The 19,378-nt window shown below is 69.1% G+C and carries 17 protein-coding genes; 10 read left to right on the forward strand and 7 right to left on the reverse strand.

Annotation, left to right across the window (positions count from 1 at the left end; translation table 11 throughout):
- Positions 1-6: 6 nt before the first annotated feature.
- Complete coding sequence (locus MLE42_RS05370) at positions 7-1,257, reverse strand: FG-GAP repeat domain-containing protein (RefSeq protein ID WP_243286847.1); 1,251 nt, start codon at positions 1,255-1,257, stop codon at positions 7-9.
- Positions 1,258-1,366: 109 nt separating this feature from the next.
- On the opposite strand from MLE42_RS05370, the gene MLE42_RS05375 reads away from it, so the two are divergent.
- Positions 1,367-2,002 carry a uracil-DNA glycosylase family protein gene (locus MLE42_RS05375; protein WP_243286848.1) on the forward strand — a complete coding sequence of 212 codons (636 nt, stop codon included), beginning with the start codon at positions 1,367-1,369 and terminating at the stop codon, positions 2,000-2,002.
- Here MLE42_RS05375 and MLE42_RS05380 read toward each other — a convergent pair.
- The 3 genes from MLE42_RS05380 to MLE42_RS05390 are packed head-to-tail and all read right to left on the reverse strand — an operon-like array spanning position 1,963 to position 3,339.
- Complete coding sequence (locus MLE42_RS05380) at positions 1,963-2,319, reverse strand: PadR family transcriptional regulator (protein WP_243286849.1); 357 nt, start codon at positions 2,317-2,319, stop codon at positions 1,963-1,965. The two genes, MLE42_RS05375 and MLE42_RS05380, sit on opposite strands and share 40 nt — an antisense overlap.
- 43 nt (positions 2,320-2,362) lie before the next feature.
- Positions 2,363-2,869, reverse strand: coding sequence for a hypothetical protein (locus MLE42_RS05385; RefSeq protein ID WP_243286850.1), 507 nt, complete (start codon positions 2,867-2,869; stop codon positions 2,363-2,365).
- Positions 2,866-3,339: a hypothetical protein gene (locus MLE42_RS05390; RefSeq protein WP_243286851.1), complete on the reverse strand. Its 474-nt coding sequence runs from the start codon at positions 3,337-3,339 to the stop codon at positions 2,866-2,868. Before MLE42_RS05390 ends, MLE42_RS05385 begins: the two co-directional genes overlap by 4 nt.
- Before the next feature lie 215 nt (positions 3,340-3,554).
- Here MLE42_RS05390 and MLE42_RS05395 point away from each other — a divergent pair, with 215 nt between their 5' ends.
- The 3 genes from MLE42_RS05395 to MLE42_RS05405 all read left to right on the forward strand — a co-directional run bounded on the left by MLE42_RS05395 (position 3,555) and on the right by MLE42_RS05405 (position 8,720).
- A complete protein-coding gene (locus MLE42_RS05395; RefSeq protein ID WP_243286852.1) occupies positions 3,555-6,353 on the forward strand; it encodes a M16 family metallopeptidase in 2,799 nt (932 codons plus the stop codon).
- 135 nt (positions 6,354-6,488) lie between these two features.
- A complete protein-coding gene (locus MLE42_RS05400) occupies positions 6,489-8,243 on the forward strand; it encodes an RluA family pseudouridine synthase (protein WP_243286853.1) in 1,755 nt (584 codons plus the stop codon).
- A gap of 33 nt (positions 8,244-8,276) precedes the next feature.
- Positions 8,277-8,720: a hypothetical protein gene (locus MLE42_RS05405; protein ID WP_243286854.1), complete on the forward strand. Its 444-nt coding sequence runs from the start codon at positions 8,277-8,279 to the stop codon at positions 8,718-8,720.
- Positions 8,721-8,739: 19 nt separating this feature from the next.
- Here MLE42_RS05405 and MLE42_RS05410 read toward each other — a convergent pair whose 3' ends face one another.
- A complete protein-coding gene (locus tag MLE42_RS05410; RefSeq protein ID WP_243286855.1) occupies positions 8,740-9,048 on the reverse strand; it encodes a 4a-hydroxytetrahydrobiopterin dehydratase in 309 nt (102 codons plus the stop codon).
- Between the two features lie 46 nt (positions 9,049-9,094).
- Here MLE42_RS05410 and MLE42_RS05415 point away from each other — a divergent pair, with 46 nt between their 5' ends.
- Positions 9,095-9,853, forward strand: coding sequence for a 3-oxoacyl-ACP reductase family protein (locus MLE42_RS05415; protein WP_243286856.1), 759 nt, complete (start codon positions 9,095-9,097; stop codon positions 9,851-9,853).
- 117 nt (positions 9,854-9,970) lie between these two features.
- Here MLE42_RS05415 and folD read toward each other — a convergent pair whose 3' ends face one another.
- The gene (gene folD / locus MLE42_RS05420; RefSeq protein WP_243286857.1) at positions 9,971-10,885 is read right to left on the reverse strand and encodes a bifunctional methylenetetrahydrofolate dehydrogenase/methenyltetrahydrofolate cyclohydrolase FolD; all 915 of its coding nucleotides are present in this window, start codon (positions 10,883-10,885) and stop codon (positions 9,971-9,973) included.
- 232 nt (positions 10,886-11,117) lie between these two features.
- On the opposite strand from folD, the gene MLE42_RS05425 reads away from it, so the two are divergent.
- The 5 genes from MLE42_RS05425 to hppD all read left to right on the forward strand — a co-directional run bounded on the left by MLE42_RS05425 (position 11,118) and on the right by hppD (position 18,316).
- Positions 11,118-11,687, forward strand: coding sequence for a ribosome maturation factor RimP (locus MLE42_RS05425; RefSeq protein ID WP_243286858.1), 570 nt, complete (start codon positions 11,118-11,120; stop codon positions 11,685-11,687).
- Position 11,688: 1 nt separating this feature from the next.
- Complete coding sequence (nusA, locus tag MLE42_RS05430) at positions 11,689-13,017, forward strand: transcription termination factor NusA (protein WP_243286859.1); 1,329 nt, start codon at positions 11,689-11,691, stop codon at positions 13,015-13,017.
- A 57-nt stretch (positions 13,018-13,074) separates the two neighbouring features.
- Positions 13,075-16,194 carry a translation initiation factor IF-2 gene (infB, locus tag MLE42_RS16030; protein WP_275975712.1) on the forward strand — a complete coding sequence of 1,040 codons (3,120 nt, stop codon included), beginning with the start codon at positions 13,075-13,077 and terminating at the stop codon, positions 16,192-16,194.
- A gap of 169 nt (positions 16,195-16,363) precedes the next feature.
- Positions 16,364-17,032, forward strand: a complete 669-nt coding sequence (locus MLE42_RS05445) for an NAD(P)H-dependent oxidoreductase (RefSeq protein WP_243286860.1) — start codon at positions 16,364-16,366, stop codon at positions 17,030-17,032.
- A gap of 150 nt (positions 17,033-17,182) precedes the next feature.
- Positions 17,183-18,316 carry a 4-hydroxyphenylpyruvate dioxygenase gene (hppD, locus tag MLE42_RS05450; protein ID WP_243286861.1) on the forward strand — a complete coding sequence of 378 codons (1,134 nt, stop codon included), beginning with the start codon at positions 17,183-17,185 and terminating at the stop codon, positions 18,314-18,316.
- A gap of 568 nt (positions 18,317-18,884) precedes the next feature.
- Here the strand turns inward: hppD and MLE42_RS05455 are convergent.
- A complete protein-coding gene (locus MLE42_RS05455) occupies positions 18,885-19,364 on the reverse strand; it encodes a DinB family protein (protein WP_243286862.1) in 480 nt (159 codons plus the stop codon).
- Positions 19,365-19,378 lie beyond the last annotated feature (14 nt).

The raw sequence follows: 19,378 nt of genomic DNA on the forward strand, positions 1-19,378 counted from the left end.
CGCCCCTCAGCGAAGCGCCCGCGGCGGGCTGAAGATCCCCGGAGCCGCAGTCTGGAACATCACGCTCGGCCCTTCGTTCAGGATCAGGTCGGTGCGGCCGTCTCCATCCAAATCGCCCAAGGCGAGGAAGTTGGCGTTCTGGGTTCCATCCATGACGGTTGCCACCGTGAAGGCGCCCCGGTGGGCAGCGGTTTGCAGGAGGATGGTCACTTTCGAAGGCGTCGACAGCGACTGGTACACCAGCGAGATCACCGCCACATCCGGCAGGCCGTCGCCATTGAGATCCCCGATGGCCACCTGACGCGCCCCGTCGGCCACGGGGAGGGCCGTGGCGGCGAAAGCCCCGGGCTGGGTCTGCAGGAAGACCGTCACGTTGGCGCCGCCCTTCCCGCCATCCGGAGCATTTCCGGCGTTGGCCGCCACCAGGTCCACCCGGCCGTCGCCGTCGAGATCCGCAGTTGCGAGGCCATCCACCTTCAGCCCTGCGCTAAGGAACACGGGAGCCGCGAAGCCGCCGCCAGCCTGCTGGTGCAGGATCGCCACACAGTCATAGCCGGCCAATACCAGATCCGGACGGCCATCCCCGTTGACGTCGGCCACGGCCAAGTCGCGGAAGCCGTGCCCGGAGCCCACCGGCATCGGCATTGGCGGAAGCAGGGCTCCAGGCGAACCCGGAGCCTGCGCCAGCAACAGAAGGCGGCTATTGACGAAGACCCCGTCCGCCACCGCCACATCCGCGAGACCGTCTCCAGTCAGCTCCACCACGGCCGCGGGACCAGCAGCCCCGCCGGTCCACACCCAGGCGGCGGGTAGGAAGCGCCCTGGCGTGCCGGGGTCCTGGCGCAGGATCAGCAGCCCGCCGCTGTCCCCGATGACATTCGCCTGAGGGGGGACCGAGGCCTGAATGGATACGAGGAGGTCCGGCCGCCCATCCCCATTCACGTCGCCCACGCACAGGTTCCAGGGATCGAATTCGAGAGAGTAGGTCGACGGCGCCGCGAAGCCCCCCGCCGCATCCCGGAGGAAGACCTGCACGCTGTTCCGGTGCGTCCCGCCGTCGATGAGGGTGGCGGGGACGGCCACATCCGCCCGACCATCCCCGTTCAGATCCGTCACCACCACCTGGCCCCAGACCCAGAAAGGCGGGATCACCACCTCCCCGCTCCCGCCGCCCCCACAGGCGGCTCCAAGCAGCAGGGCCGCCGCGCCCGCGAGCAGGCTGGTTCCCATCCCGAGGTCCCCCGCGAGCCGCCTCACGATCCACCTCCCCCGGAGCTTTCCGATCTGGGCCCGCAGATGGCTTCTGGCGGAAGGGCGTCCTCCACGCGGCGGGACCATCGCAGAATGTACGCCTTCAGGAAGCACCATGCCCCGCATTCAAGGTCATCCCGTCCCCGCCCTGTTCCCCGACTCCGGTCCCGTCTCCGTCATGCTCTTCGGCGAAGCCCCCGGCCCCCGGGGCGCGGACCAGTCCGGCCTGCCCTTCTGGGGGGACGGCGCCGGCATCACCGTGTACCGCGCCTTGGCAGCCACCCACCGGGTCGAGGTGCCGGCGGCCGCCTGGGAGGACTGGGACGGAAGCCGCTTCAAGGCCCTGGCCCTGGCCCCACGCCTCATCGGCACGGCCCTCAGCAACGCCTATCCCGCCTGCCCCACGAAGGACGGTGAGCACTTCCACGCGCCCTCCAACCGGGATCTGTCATCCCCCGCCAACCTCGCCCGCCTCGTCTCGGAGCTGGCCCGGGCCTCGCAGGGCGACGCTTCCGCCCTGCGCGTCATCGCCTTCGGGAAGCGGGCGGAGTGGGTGCTCTCGCGGCTGGAGGGCGCGCCCCCCTTCGAGCTGCACGCCCTGCCCCACCCCAGCGCCCAGGGCCTACTCCAGGCTGCGCCCGGCAAGGGGAAGGGCCTGCGGCTGGAGGACCTCCGCGCCGAGTGGGAGGCCCGGCTCCGAAGCCTGCTGGATCAGGACCGGCCGGGGCCGCGCCCCCGGACCTTCGCGTAGCCGTCCAGGAAGCCCTGCAGGAAACCCATTCGCTGGCGGATGTCGTGCTCCCAGAAGCCGAGCCGCTCCCAGCCGAGGGGGGTCAGGTCGTAGATCTTCCGGGCGGGGCCGCGGGTGCCCGTGTCCCAGTGGGCCGTCACCTCCCCGGCGGTCTCCAGGGCCTGAAGCGTCCGGTAGATGGCGCCAGGATCCCCCTTGAAGTCCGCGAACCGCGCGTGGAGCGCCGCCCGGATGGCGTGCCCATGCAGGGGCCCCTCGGTGAGGGCCAGCAGGATGAAAGCGGGGAGGTGGCGGCCGTGGCGGTGGGTGGCGAGCATGGGATCAAGGGAGTGTAACCTCCCCACCCCCTCAGCGGGCTCCTCAGCGCGCCGGCCGGCGTTCCAGCCGCTCCATGAGGAACCCACAGCCGAGGACACCGGGGACGGTGAGGGCGAGGCGGATCAGGGCGAAGCGCGGACCCAGGAAGGCGCTCTCCAGCATCAGCATGGGCACCTTGATGGTGGCCCAGGCCCCCAGGAAGATGACCAGATTGGCGGTCCGGGCCCCCTTTTCCCGGAGCGACAGGCCAAGGGGAAAAGCCGCATAGATGGGCCCCGCCGCCGCCGTGCCCAGCAGCATGGCGAAGGCCACCCCCCGGAGGCCGGAGCCGGGACCCAGGCTCCGTTCCACCACCGCCCGGGGCACCCAGGCATCGAACAGGGCCAGGAGGACCAGCACCGCGGGCAGGATGGCCAGGATCTGACCGAAACCCTGCAGGCCACCCCGGGCCGAGGCGGCCGCAAGGCCCGGGAACCGCCAGGCCAGGCCAAGATGGACCGCGGCGATGGCGGCCAGGATCCAGAGGACGGGACGCCAGGTCCGGCTCACAGCAGCACCCCCATGGCGGCCCCGATGGCCAGGGCCAGGACCAGGCTCAGGGCCTGCCTCCGGAAGGTGAAGGCCCGGCCGAAGGCCTTGGCCTCCAGGGGCGCCGTGAGGAGACCCACCATGGTGAGGGTGGTGATGAAGCTGGCGAGGGCGGGAAGGCTGGCCCCCATGCGGTGGAGCGTCCCCGCCAGGGGATAGGCCACCGGCGAGGGGATGGTGAGCAGGGTGCCCAGGCCCGAGAGGAAGAGGAAGCCCGCGGCCCCGTGCTCCTGGAACAGGTGCGCCACGGCCTGGGGCGAGATCAGGGCCGTGGCCAACCCGATGCCCGCCGTCAGCCCCAGGAGGGAGGGCAGCAGGCCGAGCCAGGATCGCCACGCCGCCTCCAGGATCTTGCGGGTGCGGGCCCGGTCCTTCCGGGCAGACAGGAGGAGGCCGGACAAGGCCAGCGAAAGCAGGATCAGGGAAGACATGAGAACAACTCCAGATTGAACATCTAGATGTTTATTACATCTAGATGCATCACCATGATTCCTTCCCTGGCTCCTGTCAACCTCGTCCTCTGCCTGGCTTCTATCTGAGGGGGGGAACCTCGGGCCAGACCTAAACATTTCTTAACAAGCGCTTCTCTGCATGCCGCGTAGTCTGAGGGTCTCCCGCAGGGAATCTTTCACAACCTGGAGGTCACATGCCCTTCTCCCGTCGATTGATGCTGCCCCTCTGTGGGGCCCTGGCCATGGCGCTGGTGGCGGGGGACGCCCCCAGGTCCGTCACGACCTCGAAAGCCGCCGCGACCAAGGCCGCCAAACCCGCATCCGTGGCCGCGCCCGTGCAGGTGACGACGGTGGAGGGCATCACCGAGTACCGCCTGGCCAACGGCCTGCGGGTGCTGCTCTATCCCGACGCCAGCAAGCCCACCATCACCACCAACATCACCTACCTGGTGGGCAGCCGGCAGGAGCACTACGGCGAGACGGGCATGGCCCACCTGCTGGAGCACATGCTCTTCAAGGGCACGAAGGCGCGGCCGGACACCTGGAAGATCCTCAACGAGCTGGGCGGCGACGCCAACGGCACCACCAACTTCGACCGCACCAACTACTACGTCTCCTTCCCGGCCTCCGAGGAGAACCTGAAGAAGGCGCTGGATCTGGAGGCGGACCGGATGCTGAACTGCACCTTCACGGCGGAGACGCTGTGGGGCAAGGACGGCAAGAGCGGCGAGATGACCGTCGTCCGCAACGAGTTCGAGTCCGGCGAGAACAGCCCCTTCCGCACCACCATCCTGCGGGTCATGTCCGCGGCCTACGACTGGCACAACTACGGCAAGCCGGTGATCGGCGCCCGCAGCGATATCGAGCACGTGAACGTGGACCACCTCCGGGCCTTCTACACGAAGTACTACCAGCCGGACAACGCGGTCCTGATGGTGGCGGGACAGTTCGACGGACCGAAGACCCTGGCCTACATCAACGCCACCTTCGGGCGGCTGCCGAAGCCGACCCGCACCCTGGAGCCCACCTACACGGTGGAGCCCGTCCAGGACGGCGAGCGGCTGGTCACCATCCGCCGCGTGGGCGGCACCCCGCTCCTGGTGGCCGGGTACCACGTCGCACCCTCCGCCCAGGCGGACCGCAGCGCCACGGACCTGGCGGCGACCATCCTCACTGACGCGCCCAGTGGCCGCCTCTACAAGGCCCTGGTGGAAACCAAGCTCGCCGCCCAGGTCTTCCCCCTCTCCTTCTCCACGTTTGAACCCGGCCTCCAGATGTTCGGCGTGATGCTGCCGAAGGACGGGGATGTGGAGAAGGTGAAGGCCATCCTCCTGCGCGAGGTGGAGGACCTGAAGGACAAGCCCCTGACCCAGGCCGAGCTGGACCGCGCCAAGGCCCAGGTCCAGAAGGGCGTCGACCAGACCCTCTCCAACACCAAGAACATGGCCATCAGCCTCAGCGAGGCCATGGCCACCGGCGACTGGCGGGAGTGGTTCCTGGACCGCGACCGCACGCTATCCGCCACCCTCGAGCAGGTCCAGAAGGTCGCCGTGACCTACTTCAAGCCCAGCAACCGCACCCTCGGGGAGTACCTCCCCACGGAGAAGCCGGACCGCACCGAGGTGCCCGGGGTGCCCGACGTCGCGGCGGACGTGAAGGACTACACCGGCAAGCAGACCATCGCCCAGGGCGAGGCCTTCGACGCCACCCCGGCCCATGTGGACCAGCGCACGCTCCGCTTCACCGCCCCCAACGGCCTGAAGGGCGCCCTGCTGTCCAAGAAGACCAAGGGCAGCATGGCCTCGGTGCAACTCACCCTGCGCTTCGGGCAGGAGTCCTCGCTGCAGGACAAGCAGGCCGTGCCGGACCTCACGGGCGCCATGCTCACGCGCGGCACCCTCAAACACTCGCGCCAGGAGATCGCCGACGCCTTCGACCGGCTGAAGGCGGAGGTGATGATCACCGGCGGCGCCACATCGGCCAACGCCCGGATCAAGGTGCCCCGGGAGAACCTGGCCGCCACACTGAAGCTCGTGGCCGAAGTGCTGCGCGAACCCGCCTTCCCGGCCTCCGAGCTGGACACCCTCGTGAAGCAGCAGGTGACGGGCATCGAGTCCCAGCGTCAGGAACCCCAGGCCAAGGCCATGGAGTTCCTGGGCCAGACCCTGGATGCCTACCCCGCCGGGCATCCCTCGGCCTACCGGGCCCTGGAAATCCGGATCCAGGACCTGAAGGCCGCCAAGGTGGAGGACCTCAAGGCCTTCCACGCCGCCTTCTACGGCGCGGACCACGCCACCTTCGCCGCCTCCGGCGACTTCGACACCAAGGAGCTCCAGGCCCTCGTGACCGACCTCTTCGGCACATGGACCTCCGCCTCGCCCTACGCCCGCATCCCCGCGCGGATGAAGGACGTCCCCGGCCAGTCCAAGGTCCTGGAGACACCGGACAAGCAGATGGCCATCTTCCTGGCCGTGGAGCGCTGGGCCATGAAGGACACGGATCCCGACTACCCCGCCTTCCTCATGGCCAACCAGATCCTGGGCGGTGGAGCCCTGAAGAACCGCCTCGGTGATCGCCTGCGCCAGAAGGAGGGCTTCAGCTACGGAGCCGGGTCCTACGCCAACGTCAGCAGCCAGGATCCCGTGACCTCCTGGCAGGCCTACGCCATCTATGCGCCCCAGAACGCGGCGAAGCTGGAGGCCGCCTTCCAGGAGGAACTGCAGAAGGCCCTGAAGGACGGCTTCACCCAGGAGGAGCTGGATTTCGCCCGCAAGACCTGGCTCCAGGGCGAGCAGACCCAGCGCCAGGACGACCGGGCCATCGCCGGCTGGCTGAACAACTGCCTCTACCTGGGACGCCCCGTGCTCTTCGAGGCGGAGCTGGAAGCCAAGGTCCAGGCCCTCAAGCTCGACGAGGTCAATGCCGCTCTCCGCAAGCACCTGGACCCCGCAAAGCTCGTGATCGTGAAGGCGGGGGATTTCGCCAAGAAGTAGTCTTTCTCGTACCAGCAAAATGGGGGAGCGGCGAGCCGCTCCCCCATTTTGCTAGGTGGGAAAAGCCTTTCGTGGTCTGCTGATAGTCCGCTCGGCGTTGATCAGGGACGCGGGGCGATGACGGAGGGCGTCGCCATGGCACGCATCGAACGGGAGTGGCAGGCGGAGCAGGAGGGCGCAGCCCTGGCTTCGGAACTGCACAAGGTGATGGTCATCAGCCACCGGCAGGCCAAGGGCTTCATCGACGGCCGCTGTGTGACGGTGAACGGCGAGATCGCCGAGAAGCACGGCCACCGGCTCAAGGCGGGCGACGCCGTGAAGGTGGTGTTCGATCCCGAGCTCACCTACGAAGTACTGCCACCGCCGAAGAAGCTGAGCTCCGGCCCTTACGAGACCCTGTGGGAGGACAACCACCTGCTCTTCGTCTTCAAGCCCGCGGGCCTGCTGACGGTGCCGGCTGAACAAGGTGGAGAGCCCAGCCTGGCGGAGGCCATCACCGAGTCCTACCGCCGCCGTGGCTTCAAGCGCTTCAACCTCTTCATCGTCCACCGGCTCGACCGCTTCACCAGCGGGGTGCTGGTCTTCGCCAAGACCCCCGAAGCCCTGCACGGCCTCAAGAAGCACTTCGAGCTGCACCGCCTCCAGCGCGTCTACTTCGCCGTCCTCGTGGGCGAGCTGCCTGAGAACAGCGGCACCCTGGCGGGCCACCTCATCGAGCACGCCAAGTCCCTGAAGATGTCCGTGGCCAAGGTCCGCAAGGGCCCCGGTGGCGGCAAGCGCATGCCCGCCGGCGCCAAGGAGGCCGTCACCCACTACCGCGTGATCGAGCGGCTTCCCGGCCACACCGTCGTGGAAGTGCGCCTGGAGACGGGCCGCCGCAACCAGATCCGCGTGCAGTTCGCGGATCGCGGCTTCCCCCTGCTGGGCGACCAGGTCTACGGCACTGAGAGCCCCCTGCTGGACCGCCAGGCCCTGCATGCCGAGCTGCTGGGCTTCAAGCATCCCGTCACCGAGGAGCAGGTCACGGTGACGGCCCCCATGCCCGCAGACATGGAGGCGGCCCTCAAGGCCCTCCGGAATTCCGCCCGCCTGCAGCGCGCCGCCACGGGCGCCAAGGGCGAGGAGGGCATCTTCCAGCCCACCGAGAGCCGCGACCACAAGCTCAAGCGCGTGGCCCGCGCCAAGCGGTTCGATGAACGGGAAGCGCCCGCCCGCCCCCGCCCCATCAATGGCGATGAGCGGCCCCGCCGGGCCTTCGACACCACCGAGCGTCCGGCCCGTCCGCGGCGCGACGACAGCGACGAGCGACCCCGCCGCCCCTTTACCCCCGGCGACCGTCCGACCCGGCCCCGCCGCGAGGAAGGGGATGAACGCCCCCGCCGCAGCTTCGGCTCCACCGAGCGGCCCGCCCGCCCGCGGCGCGACGACAGCGATGAGCGGCCCCGCCGCCCCTTCACCCCCGGCGACCGCCCGGCCCGGCCCCGCCGTGACGAGGGCGACGAACGTCCCCGCCGTGCCTTCGGCTCCACCGAACGCCCCGCCCGTCCGCGCCGTGACGAAGGTGACGAGCGGCCCCGCCGTCCCTTCACCCCCGGCGACCGCCCGGCCCGGCCCCGCCGTGACGGGGGGGACGAACGTCCCCGCCGCGCCTTCGGCTCCACCGAGCGCCCCGCCCGCCCGCGCCGTGACGAAGGTGACGAGCGGCCCCGCCGGCCCTTCACCCCTGGCGACCGCCCGGCCCGGCCCCGCCGCGAGGAGGGTGACGAGCGCCCGCGGCGCAGCTACGACGCCACCAGCCGCCCCGCAGGCCCGCGCCGCGAAGGCCCCGGCGGACGTCCCGCAGGCAAGCCCGGCCCGCGCACCGGGAAACCCAAGCCCCGGAAATCCTGAGGAACCCCTCCCGGCCAGGCTCATCCTTTTCCCATGCGCCTCTGGTGGTTCAGCCTCCTCCTCACCCCCTTCCTGGCGGCCCAGGAGGCGGGAGCCCTGGATCTGCGCACCGATCTGGGCGCCGATCCCATGGCGCAGCTCCGCCTGGTGCAGCCCGGGTGTTGGGACAGCCTGGTCCTGCACGCTGCCCCCCGGCCCTTGCGCGCCTCCCGTCGGGGCCCCGCCGGCGCCACGGTGGAAGTGTGGGATCTGGCCTACCGCGACACACCGCGGCGCGAAGCCTTCAGCCTCACCCTCAAGGCCTTGCGGGATCGCCTGGTCCGGGCCTTCGCGGTCCCGCCGCCCAGCCATGGGGAGATCGAACTCAGCGAGCTGGTCTCGTCGGATCCCTCGAATCCCCAGCAGCTGGACCTCACCAAGGTGCAGTCCATGCAGGAACGGTTCAACCCGCCACCACGCACCACACCGGTGCGGTGAGACGAGGGCGGTCCCCAGGCTAGATGTGATCCTGGTACATCCGGTCCAGCGCCTCGGCCAGGTCCAGGTCCCGCTGGGTGACCCCGCGGCTGACGTGGGTGGTGAGAACCGCCACGACCCAACGGTAGCCAAGAGTCAGGTCCGGGTGGTGATTCACCTTCTCGGCATGTTCCGCGGCGGCCATGACGAAGCCCAGGCCTCGCGGATAGCCGGAGAAAACATAGCGGCGCCGGAGGGTCAGGCCATGGGCATCCCCCTGCGCGACCCAGTCGGGATGCGCCTTCAGGAAGGCCTCCATGGCGTCAGGGCTGACCAGATCCTTGGACATGCTTCCCCCCATGGGGCATCCTAATCCGTTGCCCTGGAATCGCGCCATGCCCTTCAACCAGCCTCCCCTGCTCGGCCGCATCGCCTTCGTCACCGGCTCCTCCCGGGGCATCGGGCGGGCCATCGCCGTGGAGCTGGCCCGCTGGGGCGCGGATGTGGTGGTGCATGCCCAGAAGAACCAGGACTTGGCAGAGGCTGTGGCGGCGGAGGTCCGCGGCATGGGCCGCCGAGCCATGGCCGTGCTGGCGGATGTCCGCGTGAAGGCCGAGCTTGAGGCCGCCGCGGAGCGCGTGAAGGCCGAGCTGGGACCCGTGGACATCCTCGTGAACAACGCCGGCACCCGCAAGGACGGCCCCTTCATCCTCATGGGCGACGAGAAGTGGGAGGAGGTCATGAATGTGAACCTCCGGGGTACCGTGTACGCCACGAAGGCCTTCGTGCGGGGCATGATGGCCCGCAAGTGGGGGCGCGTCGTCAACATCGTCAGCCCCACGGGCATCATCGGCATGGCGGGGCAGACCAACTACGGCGCCAGCAAGGGGGCCGTCATGGCCCTCACCAAGAGCCTGGCCCGGGAGGTGGCCCCCTTCGGGGTCCTGGTGAACGCCGTGAACCCCGGGTTCATCCACACCGAGCTGACGGCGGACGTCTCCGAGGAGGCCAAGCGCGACCTCCTGGCCCCCACCATCCTCAAGCGCGAAGGCGAGCCCGAGGAAGTCGCCAGCGTCGTGGCCTTCCTCTGCTCCGACTGGGCCAGCTACATGAGCGGCCAGATCATCAATGTGGACGGGGGACTCTGCCCTTAAAGCGGCAAGCTCGCGCGGAGGTCACCGAGAATGCGGAGGATCGCGGAGAAAGGCGCCCTGACCTGAAAGCCCTTCCTCCGCATTTCTCTCCTGTCTCTGCGTCCTCCGCGAGTGTCTTTAGACGGACTGATTCGCCGCCTGAAGGGCGTTGGTCAGCAGCCCCGCGATGGTGAGAGGCCCGACGCCGCCGGGGACAGGGGTCACAGCGGAGGCCACCTGCATGGCCTCGCCGAAGCGCACGTCGCCGCAGAGGACAGCGCCCTTGGCCATCAGGGTTTCCAGCTTCTTGGGCTCGGCGGCGAAGATGCGCTCGCCCAGGACGAGGTCATCCACGCGGTTGATGCCCACGTCCACCACCACGGCGCCGGGCTTGATCCAGGAACCCTCCACCAGGCCGGGCTTGCCCACGGCGGCCACCAGCAGGTCCGCCTCGCGGCAGACGGCCGGCAGATCCCTTGTGCGGCTGTGGGCGATGGTCACGGTGGCGTGCTGCTCCAGCAGCATGAGCGCCATGGGCTTGCCCACGATCTCACTGCGGCCCAGCACCACGGCGCGCAGGCCCTTCAGCGCCAGCCCGTGGTGGGCCAGCAGGGACATGCAAGCCGAGGGCGTGCAGGGGCGCAGGCCCGGCAGGCCCTCCAGCAGGAGCCCCTGGTTCACCGGGTGGAAGCCGTCCACGTCCTTGGCGGGGCTGATGCGGTGCAGGGCCCGCTTGGAATCCAGGCCCTTGGGCAGGGGCAGCTGCACCAGGATGCCGTCCACCCCGGGATCGGCGTTCAGGCGGTCGATGAGATCGTCCAGCACGGCCTGGGGCGTGTCCGCCGGCAGCCGGTGCTCCAGGGAGGTGATGCCCACCTTGGCGCAGGCCGCGGACTTGTTGCGGACGTAGACGTGGCTGGCGGGATCATCCCCCACCAGCACCACGGCCAGGGCGGGGGCGCGCTTCCCCTCAGCCAGCCGGGCCTCCACGCCCTGGCGCACCACCTCCAGCATCCGGTCTGCGTGCGCCTTGCCATCCAGCACCTGTGCCATGGGCCACCCTCTCCTGAGCAATAAGGGACCCGCCAGCCCCCTTTCCAGCCTACCAGTCCGAGGTCAGGCCCACCGAGGGCGGAGCACCGCCACCCCCGGATGCGTTCCCGGCCTTGAGAACCCTTGCACATCGCGCTAGACTCATAGGTCAATTCGGCCATGGCCTCCCGGACTCGGGTGCCAAGACTGGGTGGGTTCGGCCCACCTTTTTTGTTGTTCACCCGGAGATTCCGTGGATCTGAAGAAAGCGCAACCCCTCCTCGAGCGCCAGCTGGCCCTGCTGGGCTACGAGCTGGTGCACCTGGAGCTGGCCCGCGAAGGCCGGGACGAAGTGCTGCGCCTCTACATCGACCACCTCGACGGCGCCACCAGCGGCCGCAGGGTCACCCTGGACGACTGCACCGCCGCCCATGAGGGCCTCCTGCTCTGGATGGACGTGGAGTTCCCCGACCTGCGGGAGAAGCTCGGGGTCGAGGTCAGCAGCCCTGGCATGGAGCGCCCCCTGGTCAAGGCCGACCACTTCCGCCGCTTCGCAGGCCGGCTCTGCCGCGTGCAGACCGCCGTGCCCATCAACGGCCAGAAGCGGTTCAAGGGCTGGATCGGCCCCATGGAAGGCGCCAGCGTCACCCTGGAAGAGGACGGCGTCCTCAAGAGCATTCCCCTTGAGTCCATCCAGAAGGCGCGCCTGGCGCCCTTCGATGAGGACAAGACCCCGCGGCCCAAGCACCTGGCCGCCCGTTTGACTGAAGTACCGGATGCCGATGGCGTAGAGACAAGCGCCGTCGAGGACGAGGAGGCCTGAGATGGCGAACGTGGCAACGACCTTTTTCGACAGCGTGAAGATGATCGCCGCCGAGAAGGGCATCAACGAGGAAGATGTCTTCGCGGCGGTGGAGGAGGCTCTCGCCAAGGCCGCGGACAAGTACTTCAATGCCCAGGATTTCTATGGCAACTTCCAGGCCCAGATGGACCGGGAGACCGGCGAGTTCCACGTCTACGCCCTGAAGCAGGTGGTGGCTGAGGTCGAGGAGGAGGATCTGGAGATCAGCCTGGCGGAAGCCCAGACGCTGAATCCGGACGCCGCCGAGGGCGACACCCTCTGGCTGCCCCAGGACACCAGCCAGCTCGGCCGCATCGCCGCCCAGGCCGCCAAGCAGGTGCTGGTGCAGAAGGTCCGCGAGGCCGAGCGCGAGCGCATCTTCACCGAGTTCGCCGATCGCATCGGCGAGGTGGTGGTGGCCGAGGTCAAGCGCTTCGAGAAGAGCGCCATCATCCTCGAGATCGACCGTGTCGAGGCCATGCTGCGCCGAAGCGAGGCGCTGCGCGGCGACCGCTTCGACAAGGGCCAGCGCATCAAGGTCGTCATCGTCAGCGTCGACCGCAGCGCCAAGGATCCCCAGGTGCAGGTGAGCCGCACCGATCCGCGGCTGCTCATCAAGCTCTTCGAGAATGAAGTCCCCGAGATCCACGACGGCACGGTGGTCATCCGCAACTGCGTCCGAGAGGCCGGCGACCGCGCCAAGGTGGCCGTCCACAGCCTCGACCCGGATGTCGATCCCGTGGGCGCCTGCGTGGGCCTCAAGGGCAGCCGCGTGCAGGCCATCATCCGCGAGCTGAAAAACGAGAAGATCGACATCGTGCGCTTCTCGGATGACGCGGCCCAGTTCATCGCCAACGCCCTGAACCCCGCCAAGTCCATCCGGGTGAACCTGGTGGACCCCGAAGCCCACCGGGTCGAGGTGGTCGTGGACGACGAGCAGCTCAGCGTCGCCATTGGCAAGCGGGGCCAGAACGTCCGCCTGGCCGCCAAGCTCACGGGCTGGAACATCGACGTCCGCAGCGAGGCCGACAAGCGCCGCGAGGCCGAAGTCGCCATGGGCCTGGCCCTCCCGGAGATGGATGCCGAGGCGGCCCCCGCCGCCGAAGCCGCCGCCCCCGCCTCCACCCTGCTGGACGAGATCCAGGTCGAGGGGCTGGACACCGCCCTCGCCGACCGCCTGGCCGCCGCGGGCTATTCCGATGCCAAATCCCTTTACACTGTCACTGCCGAGCAGCTCATGCAGGTGGAAGGCATGGATCAGGATCTGGCCTTCCGTCTCATCGATGCCGTGCAGGCGTACTTCGGGGAGTAGGCTGTAGTCCTGCAGCCCTTCCCGTTTCCCACCCCCAGGCCGAGGTAATCCCCTTACATGCTGCGTATCAACCAACTCGCCAAAGAGCTCGGAGTCGCCAACCAGGAGGTCATCGAGGCCTGCGAGAAGCGTCTGGGCCTCCAAGGGAAGAGCCACAGCTCCAACCTCACCGATGACCAGGCGGACCAGCTGCGCCGGGCCTTCCAGGGCAAGCACAAGGGGGAGAGCGACGCGCCCCCCCTCGCGCTGCACAAGCCCTCCGCCGCCGTGAAGGTGGTGAAGGGGCCCGCTCCGGCCTCCCCCCGTCCCGAGCCCAAGGTCGAGACCCCGGTCGAGGTCCCCAAGGCCGCGCCCGCCGTGCTGGTGAAGAAGGCCGAGCCCAAGCCTGAAGCCCGGCCCGAGCCCCAGCCCGAACCGAGCCCCGAGCCGCAGGCGTCGGCCCCCGCGGCCATGCCCGCATCCCAGGCGAAGCCGGCCGAACCCACCCCGACTCCGGCGCCCGCTGCGGCCGCGTCCGCAGCCCCGGCCGCCACGGCCCCGGCCGCATCGCCGGCCGCGGTTGAGGCGCCGGCGCCAACCCCGGCGGCGGAAGCCCCCAAGGAGACCTTCTCCCGCCTGAAGGTGTCCACGGGAGCCGCGCCCGCCCCCCGCGAGGAGAAGCCCGCCCGCTACATCCAGCTCCCGCCGACCCGGCCCGCGGGCGCCCCGGCGGCCCAGCGCCCGGCTCAGCCCTCCACGGCCCAGGGCTCCGGTCCCCGCCCCGAAGCGGGCGCCCGGCCCATCGTCCAGCGACCCGGCCAGGCCCCCGCCCCCCGGGACGTCCAGCGCTCCGGCATGCCCCAGAAGGAGAAGGCCGTTCTCCAGATGGCCACCAACACGGGTCGCGGCGAGGTGCGCCACGACGCTCCCGCCCCGGCGGCCCCCAGCCGGCGTCCCTACATTCCGCCCGCCATCACCGAGCTGCGACCGGACCAGGGCTTCAGCCGCATCAAGACCTCGGACACCCCGGCCCCCACGCCGCGGCCCCAGGAACCCGCCCGCTACATCCAGCTGCCCCAGCCCCGCCCTGCCGGCGGCGCCCGCCCCAGCGGCCCCGGCGGTCGTCCGGGCGGTCCTGGCAGCCGTCCCGGCGGCCCCGGCCGTCCCGGCATGGGTTCCCGGCCCGGCGGCCCCGGCCGTCCCGGCATGGGCCCCCGTCCCGGCGGCCCCGGCCGCGGTCCCTCCATCCCGGCCTCCGGTCCCATCGATCCCAACAGCCAGAAGGGCCCCGGCCGCGGCGCCCACGTGGGCGGCAAGAAGAAGAAGGGCGGCTACGTCCGGAGCAAGGAGGAGGAACTCGACCTCAAGCTCCGCCAGCCGCGCTCCCGCGCCCAGCAGGTGGCCAGCGAGTACATCGAGGAGGAGATCGGCATCGTCATGCTCTCCGAGGGCGTGACGGTCAAGGAACTCGCCGAGAAGTGCAACCGGCCCGCCAAGGATGTGGTCGCCAAGCTGCTCCACCGGGGCATCTTCGCCACCATCAACCAGCCCCTCGACACCGAGATGGCCAAGGACATCGCCCGCGAGTTCGGCTACCTGGCCGACATCGTCTCCTTCGAGGAGGACGTGCAGATCGCCGCGGACGAATCCGGCGAGGTGGCGGGCGAGAAGCTGTCCCGTCCCCCGGTCGTCACCATCATGGGCCACGTCGACCACGGCAAGACCTCGCTGCTGGACGCCATCCGCAAGACCAAGGTGGCGGCCGGCGAGGCTGGCGGCATCACGCAGCACGTGGGCGCCTACCACGTGGCCGTGAAGGATCCGAACACCGGCGAGAAGCGCAAGGTGGTCTTCCTCGACACGCCGGGCCACGAGGCCTTCACCAAGATGCGCGCCCGCGGCGCCAAGGTCACGGACATCGCCGTCCTGGTGGTGGCCGCCGATGACGGCGTCATGCCCCAGACCGTGGAGTCCATCAACCACGCCAAGGCCGCGGACGTCCCCCTGGTGGTCGCCATCAACAAGATCGACAAGCCCGGCGCCAACCCGGACAAGGTCCAGCAGGGCCTGCTCCAGTACGGCGTCCAGACCGAGGCCTACGGCGGCGACGTGCCGGCCGTCCTCGTCAGCGCCAAGACCCAGCAGGGCCTCGACGAGCTGCTCGAGACGCTGCTCCTCGTGGCCGACCTGAAGGAGCTGAAGGCCGTCTACGATTGCCCCGCCGCCGGGTCCATCATCGAAGGCCGCCTGGACCGGGGCCGCGGCCCCGTGGCCACGGTGCTCGTGCAGCGCGGCACCCTGCGGGCCGGCGACATCTTCGTGGCCGGCGCCACCATGGGCCGCGTCCGCGCCATGTTCGACTACCTGGGCCAGCGTGTCACCGAGGCCGAGCCGTCCACCGCCGTGCAGATCCTCGGCTTCGAGGAAGTGCCCAGCGCCGGCGACAACTTCCAGGTGGTGGAGGACGAGGGCAAGGCCCGCACCATCGTCTCCTTCCGCCAGGAGAAGGCCAAGCAGGCGGCCCAGCAGAAGCAGCGCGCCACGCTGGAAACCCTGTTCAGCACCCTCAAGGATGGCCAGGTCAAGGAGCTGCCCCTCATCATCAAGGCGGACACCCAGGGTTCCGTGGAATCCCTCGTGGGCCAGCTGGAGCGCCTCAGCACCGAGAAGGTCCGGGTGCGCATCATCCACAGCGCCGCCGGCACCGTCACCGAGAACGACGTGCTCCTCGCCGAAGCCTCCAAGGCCACCATCATCGGCTTCCAGACCCGGGCCGAGAAGAAGACCGAGGAGCTCGCCCACGAGGAGGGCGTGGACCTGCGCTTCCACGACATCATCTACAAGGTCACGGAAGAGGTCGAGCAGGCCATGGTCGGCATGCTGGACGCCACCGAGAAGGAGACCGTCCACGGCCAGGCCGAGGTGCGCCAGCTCTTCAAGATCGGCAAGACCGTCATCGCCGGCTCCTTCGTCACCGAGGGCAAGGTCCAGAAGTCGAACAAAGTCCGCGTGAAGCGCGGCGAGGAGGTCCTCTTCGAGGGCGGCATCAAGAACCTCAAGCGCTTCAAGGAGGACGTGACCGAGGTGAAGAACGGCCTCGACTGCGGCATCTCCCTCGATGGCTTCGACGAGCTGAAGGAAGGGGACATCCTCGAGTTCTTCAGCAAGGAGAAGGTGATCGCGACGTCGCTCAGCTGATCCGCGCTCCGCGCAGATCTCAGAGGGCCCGCGATGCGGGCCCTCTTTCGTTTGGGCCTGGTGCGCGATCACGGGGTGCCCTTCATGCGAACCAGGGAGTGCCTACTTTTCTGCCACGCCTGCATGGGCAACCCTGGGGATCGCCGGACCCCGGCGCCAGGAGGCTGTCATGAAGGTGCTCATCGTGTTCGCCCACCCGGAGCCCCGAAGTTTCAACGGTGCGCTGTTCGACACGGCCATCGCCACCCTGCGCGGCGCCGGCCACCACGTGGCGACCAGCGACCTCTACCGCATGGCCTTTGATCCAGTGTCCGACCGCCGCAATTTCATCGCAGCCAAAGACCCGGACTACCTGAAGCTACAGATCGAGGAGACGCATGCCACAGAAACCCGTGGTTTCGTCCCCTCACTGGAGGCGGAGATCGCCAAGGTGGAAGCTGCCGACCTGATGATCTGGCAGTTCCCGCTGTGGTGGTTCAGCGTGCCGGCCGTCCTCAAGGGCTGGGCGGATCGCGTCTTCGCCATGGGGCGGGCCTATGGCCGTGGCCACGTCTACGAGACCGGCATGTTCCGTGGCAAGCGGGCCATGCTGTCGCTGACCACCGGTGGATCACCGGAGGCTTACACGGCCGATGGACTCCACGGCGACATGGCGGCGGTCCTTCGCCCGATACACCGCGGCATCCTCGAGTTCACGGGCTTCTCGGTGCTTGCGCCGCAGATCCACTACCAGCCCGTGCGAGTTGATGCCGCCGAGCGCGCGGCCTGGCTCGAGGCCTGGGCCGGACGGTTGCGCGGCATCGAGACCGAGACGCCAATGGCTGTAGGCCGCTATTGACACCGAGGTCTCCCGCCCTTTGGATTGGCCGAGGCATATTCGACTCACTGGTGCTCAAACTATTGATTACAATGAAGTAATCATTTATGGTGTGATCCGCGTCACCTCCATCCGGCACCAGACTGGTGGAGCCGCCGCCACGAGGTACGCATGTCCGCTCCCACCTTCGCCCTGACCGCCCCCTCCAACCGGAAACCCGGCGGCAATCCCATGGGGCTGCAGCGCATCGACCACTTCCAGCTGACCGGCTCCGTCGAGCGCCTGGAGCCCCTCTACCGCCGCCTGGGGTTCGCCCGTGTGGCCAGCGGGTCCCATGCCTGGGGCCGAATGGTCCACCTGCGCCAGCAGCGCATGGACATTCTCATCTTCGAGGCCGTGGCCTCCCATCCGGCCGGCGGTTACGCCCAGGCCCACGGAGAAGGTGTCTGCGCGCTCAACTTCCTGGTGGACGACCTCGACGTGGCCATGGCCCAGGCCCGCGCCCAGGGGGCCCGCATCATGCTGGAGCCCGAGACGCACGCGCTGGGCGACGGCACGATCCGCTTCGCCGCGATCCAGGGCGTGGGCGACGTCTGGAACTTCCTCGTGCAGCGCACGCCGGGGAACGAGGACGAGCGGAAGGGCGAGCTGTCTTCCTTCTGGCCGGGCCTCTCGCCCGACCCGGCCCCGGCCTTCTGCGATCCCGGCCTGGTGCGTGTGGATCACCTCACCAACAACGTGGGCCCCGCCGAGATGGACGCCCTGGTGGACTTCTACGAGCGCGTCTACGGCTTCGTCGTCACCCGCGAGTTCCACATCCGCGGCGCCCTGGGCACGGGTCTCGACTCCAAGGTGGTGCAGAGCGCCAACAACCAGGTGATCATCCCCATCAACCAGCCCACGGACGAGAAGAGCCAGGTGCAGGAGTACGTCACCCGGCACAAGGGCCAGGGCGTGCAGCACATCGCCCTCTCCACCAACGACATCTTCCACACCCTGCGCACCCTGCGGGACCAGGGGTTCAAGTTCCTGCGGGTTCCCGACACCTACTACGAGCTACTGCCCGGGCGCATCGCGACGAGCGGCTACACCGTGCGGGAGGACCTGGCCACCGTGCAGGATCTGGGTGTCCAGATCGACGGCGACGAGACCGGCTACCTCCTGCAGATCTTCACCGAGGACCAGATCGGGCCGCTGTTCTTCGAGATCATCCAGCGGCGGGGGAACATGGGCTTCGGCGAGGGCAATTTCCAGGCGCTGTACGACTCCATCGAATTGGACCAGAAGAAGAGAGGCGTTCTCTAGCGCCGCCCCTGTTCCCTCGAAAACGGGCCGCCTTGCGGCCCATTTTCATGCGCTCCCTATCGAAGGCTCCCTCGGAGCCTCCGATAGCCGGTCGCCCCATGGGCTTCGGCGAGGGCAATCTCTTCGCCCTTCGGGCTCAGACCTCTCCCCGGGAGGTTGGCGGCAGCCACCTCATCCATCCTCCTGGCCAGATGAGTTCATCACCCATCGTCGTTCTCCAGGCGCTGTACGACTCCATCGAATTGGACCAGAAGAAGAGAGGCGTTCTCTAGCGCCGCCCCTGTTCCCCCTAGCCGGGGCCCCTGCCCCGGCCGACCGCTGCGCGATGGCATCTCAGTGGTGCGGGGCCCCACTCGGACCGCCGCCCTGCGGCGTCCACTCGTGACCCGCATCCGCTTCGAGGGCTTCGGCGAGGGCAACCTCTTCGCCCTTCGGGCTCAGACCTCTCCCGGAATGGTCCAGGCAATACAACGCCCCGTCATCCTGGCAGGAGTGGTTCACCACCCACCGTCGCTCTCCAGGCACTGCGCGACTCCATCGAGCTGGATCAGAAGAAGCGGGGCATTCTCTAACGCCGCTCCCCACCCAGCCGCTTGATGAGCTGGATCTGGCCGCCGTGGTGCAGGTCGTGGGCGGCCACACCAAGGATAAGGTCGCGGATCCGGTACTGGACCTTGGCGGAGGGGCGGTCCAAATCGACGGGGTCCAGGGCGGCCACGGCGGCGCGCAGGTCCCGGTGCATGCGGTCCAGGAGGGCCAGGTCCGCCTTCCATGCGGCGGAGTCAGGTCCTTCGCGGGGGAACCAGTTCGACCCCTTGAGGGGAAAGGCGCCCCGGGGCAGGTCAACCAGCTGGCGTAGCACGGCGTATTTCCAGTAGGCCAGGTGGACGACCAGTTCGTGAATGGAGGGCCGACCGGGTGCTGGGCGGTGGGCGGCCGCCCCCGCGTCCAGCCCGCGCAACGCGCCCTTCAGGTTCGACCCGTGCCAGGACTTGCGGTCGTAGGCCTGGTCGAGGCTCAGGAGGATCAGCTCGATCTCGCGGGACATGGCCCCTCCGGGGG

This window comes from Geothrix terrae, assembly GCF_022808775.1.
GTDB classification, from domain to species: Bacteria; Acidobacteriota; Holophagae; order Holophagales; family Holophagaceae; genus Geothrix; species Geothrix terrae.

What these genes read in the sequence shown, in the direction of transcription:
- MLE42_RS05375 (WP_243286848.1), top strand. Translation starts at nt 1,367, where the DNA reads ATGCCCCGCATTCAAGGTCATCCCGTCCCCGCCCTGTTCCCCGACTCC.
- folD (WP_243286857.1), bottom strand. Translation starts at nt 10,885, where the DNA reads ATGGCACAGGTGCTGGATGGCAAGGCGCACGCAGACCGGATGCTGGAG.
- MLE42_RS05400 (WP_243286853.1), top strand. Translation starts at nt 6,489, where the DNA reads ATGGCACGCATCGAACGGGAGTGGCAGGCGGAGCAGGAGGGCGCAGCC.
- MLE42_RS05410 (WP_243286855.1), bottom strand. Translation starts at nt 9,048, where the DNA reads ATGTCCAAGGATCTGGTCAGCCCTGACGCCATGGAGGCCTTCCTGAAG.
- MLE42_RS05405 (WP_243286854.1), top strand. Translation starts at nt 8,277, where the DNA reads ATGCGCCTCTGGTGGTTCAGCCTCCTCCTCACCCCCTTCCTGGCGGCC.
- MLE42_RS05445 (WP_243286860.1), top strand. Translation starts at nt 16,364, where the DNA reads ATGAAGGTGCTCATCGTGTTCGCCCACCCGGAGCCCCGAAGTTTCAAC.
- MLE42_RS05380 (WP_243286849.1), bottom strand. Translation starts at nt 2,319, where the DNA reads ATGCTCGCCACCCACCGCCACGGCCGCCACCTCCCCGCTTTCATCCTG.
- MLE42_RS05455 (WP_243286862.1), bottom strand. Translation starts at nt 19,364, where the DNA reads ATGTCCCGCGAGATCGAGCTGATCCTCCTGAGCCTCGACCAGGCCTAC.
- infB (WP_275975712.1), top strand. Translation starts at nt 13,075, where the DNA reads ATGCTGCGTATCAACCAACTCGCCAAAGAGCTCGGAGTCGCCAACCAG.
- MLE42_RS05415 (WP_243286856.1), top strand. Translation starts at nt 9,095, where the DNA reads ATGCCCTTCAACCAGCCTCCCCTGCTCGGCCGCATCGCCTTCGTCACC.
- nusA (WP_243286859.1), top strand. Translation starts at nt 11,689, where the DNA reads ATGGCGAACGTGGCAACGACCTTTTTCGACAGCGTGAAGATGATCGCC.
- MLE42_RS05390 (WP_243286851.1), bottom strand. Translation starts at nt 3,339, where the DNA reads ATGTCTTCCCTGATCCTGCTTTCGCTGGCCTTGTCCGGCCTCCTCCTG.
- MLE42_RS05395 (WP_243286852.1), top strand. Translation starts at nt 3,555, where the DNA reads ATGCCCTTCTCCCGTCGATTGATGCTGCCCCTCTGTGGGGCCCTGGCC.
- hppD (WP_243286861.1), top strand. Translation starts at nt 17,183, where the DNA reads ATGTCCGCTCCCACCTTCGCCCTGACCGCCCCCTCCAACCGGAAACCC.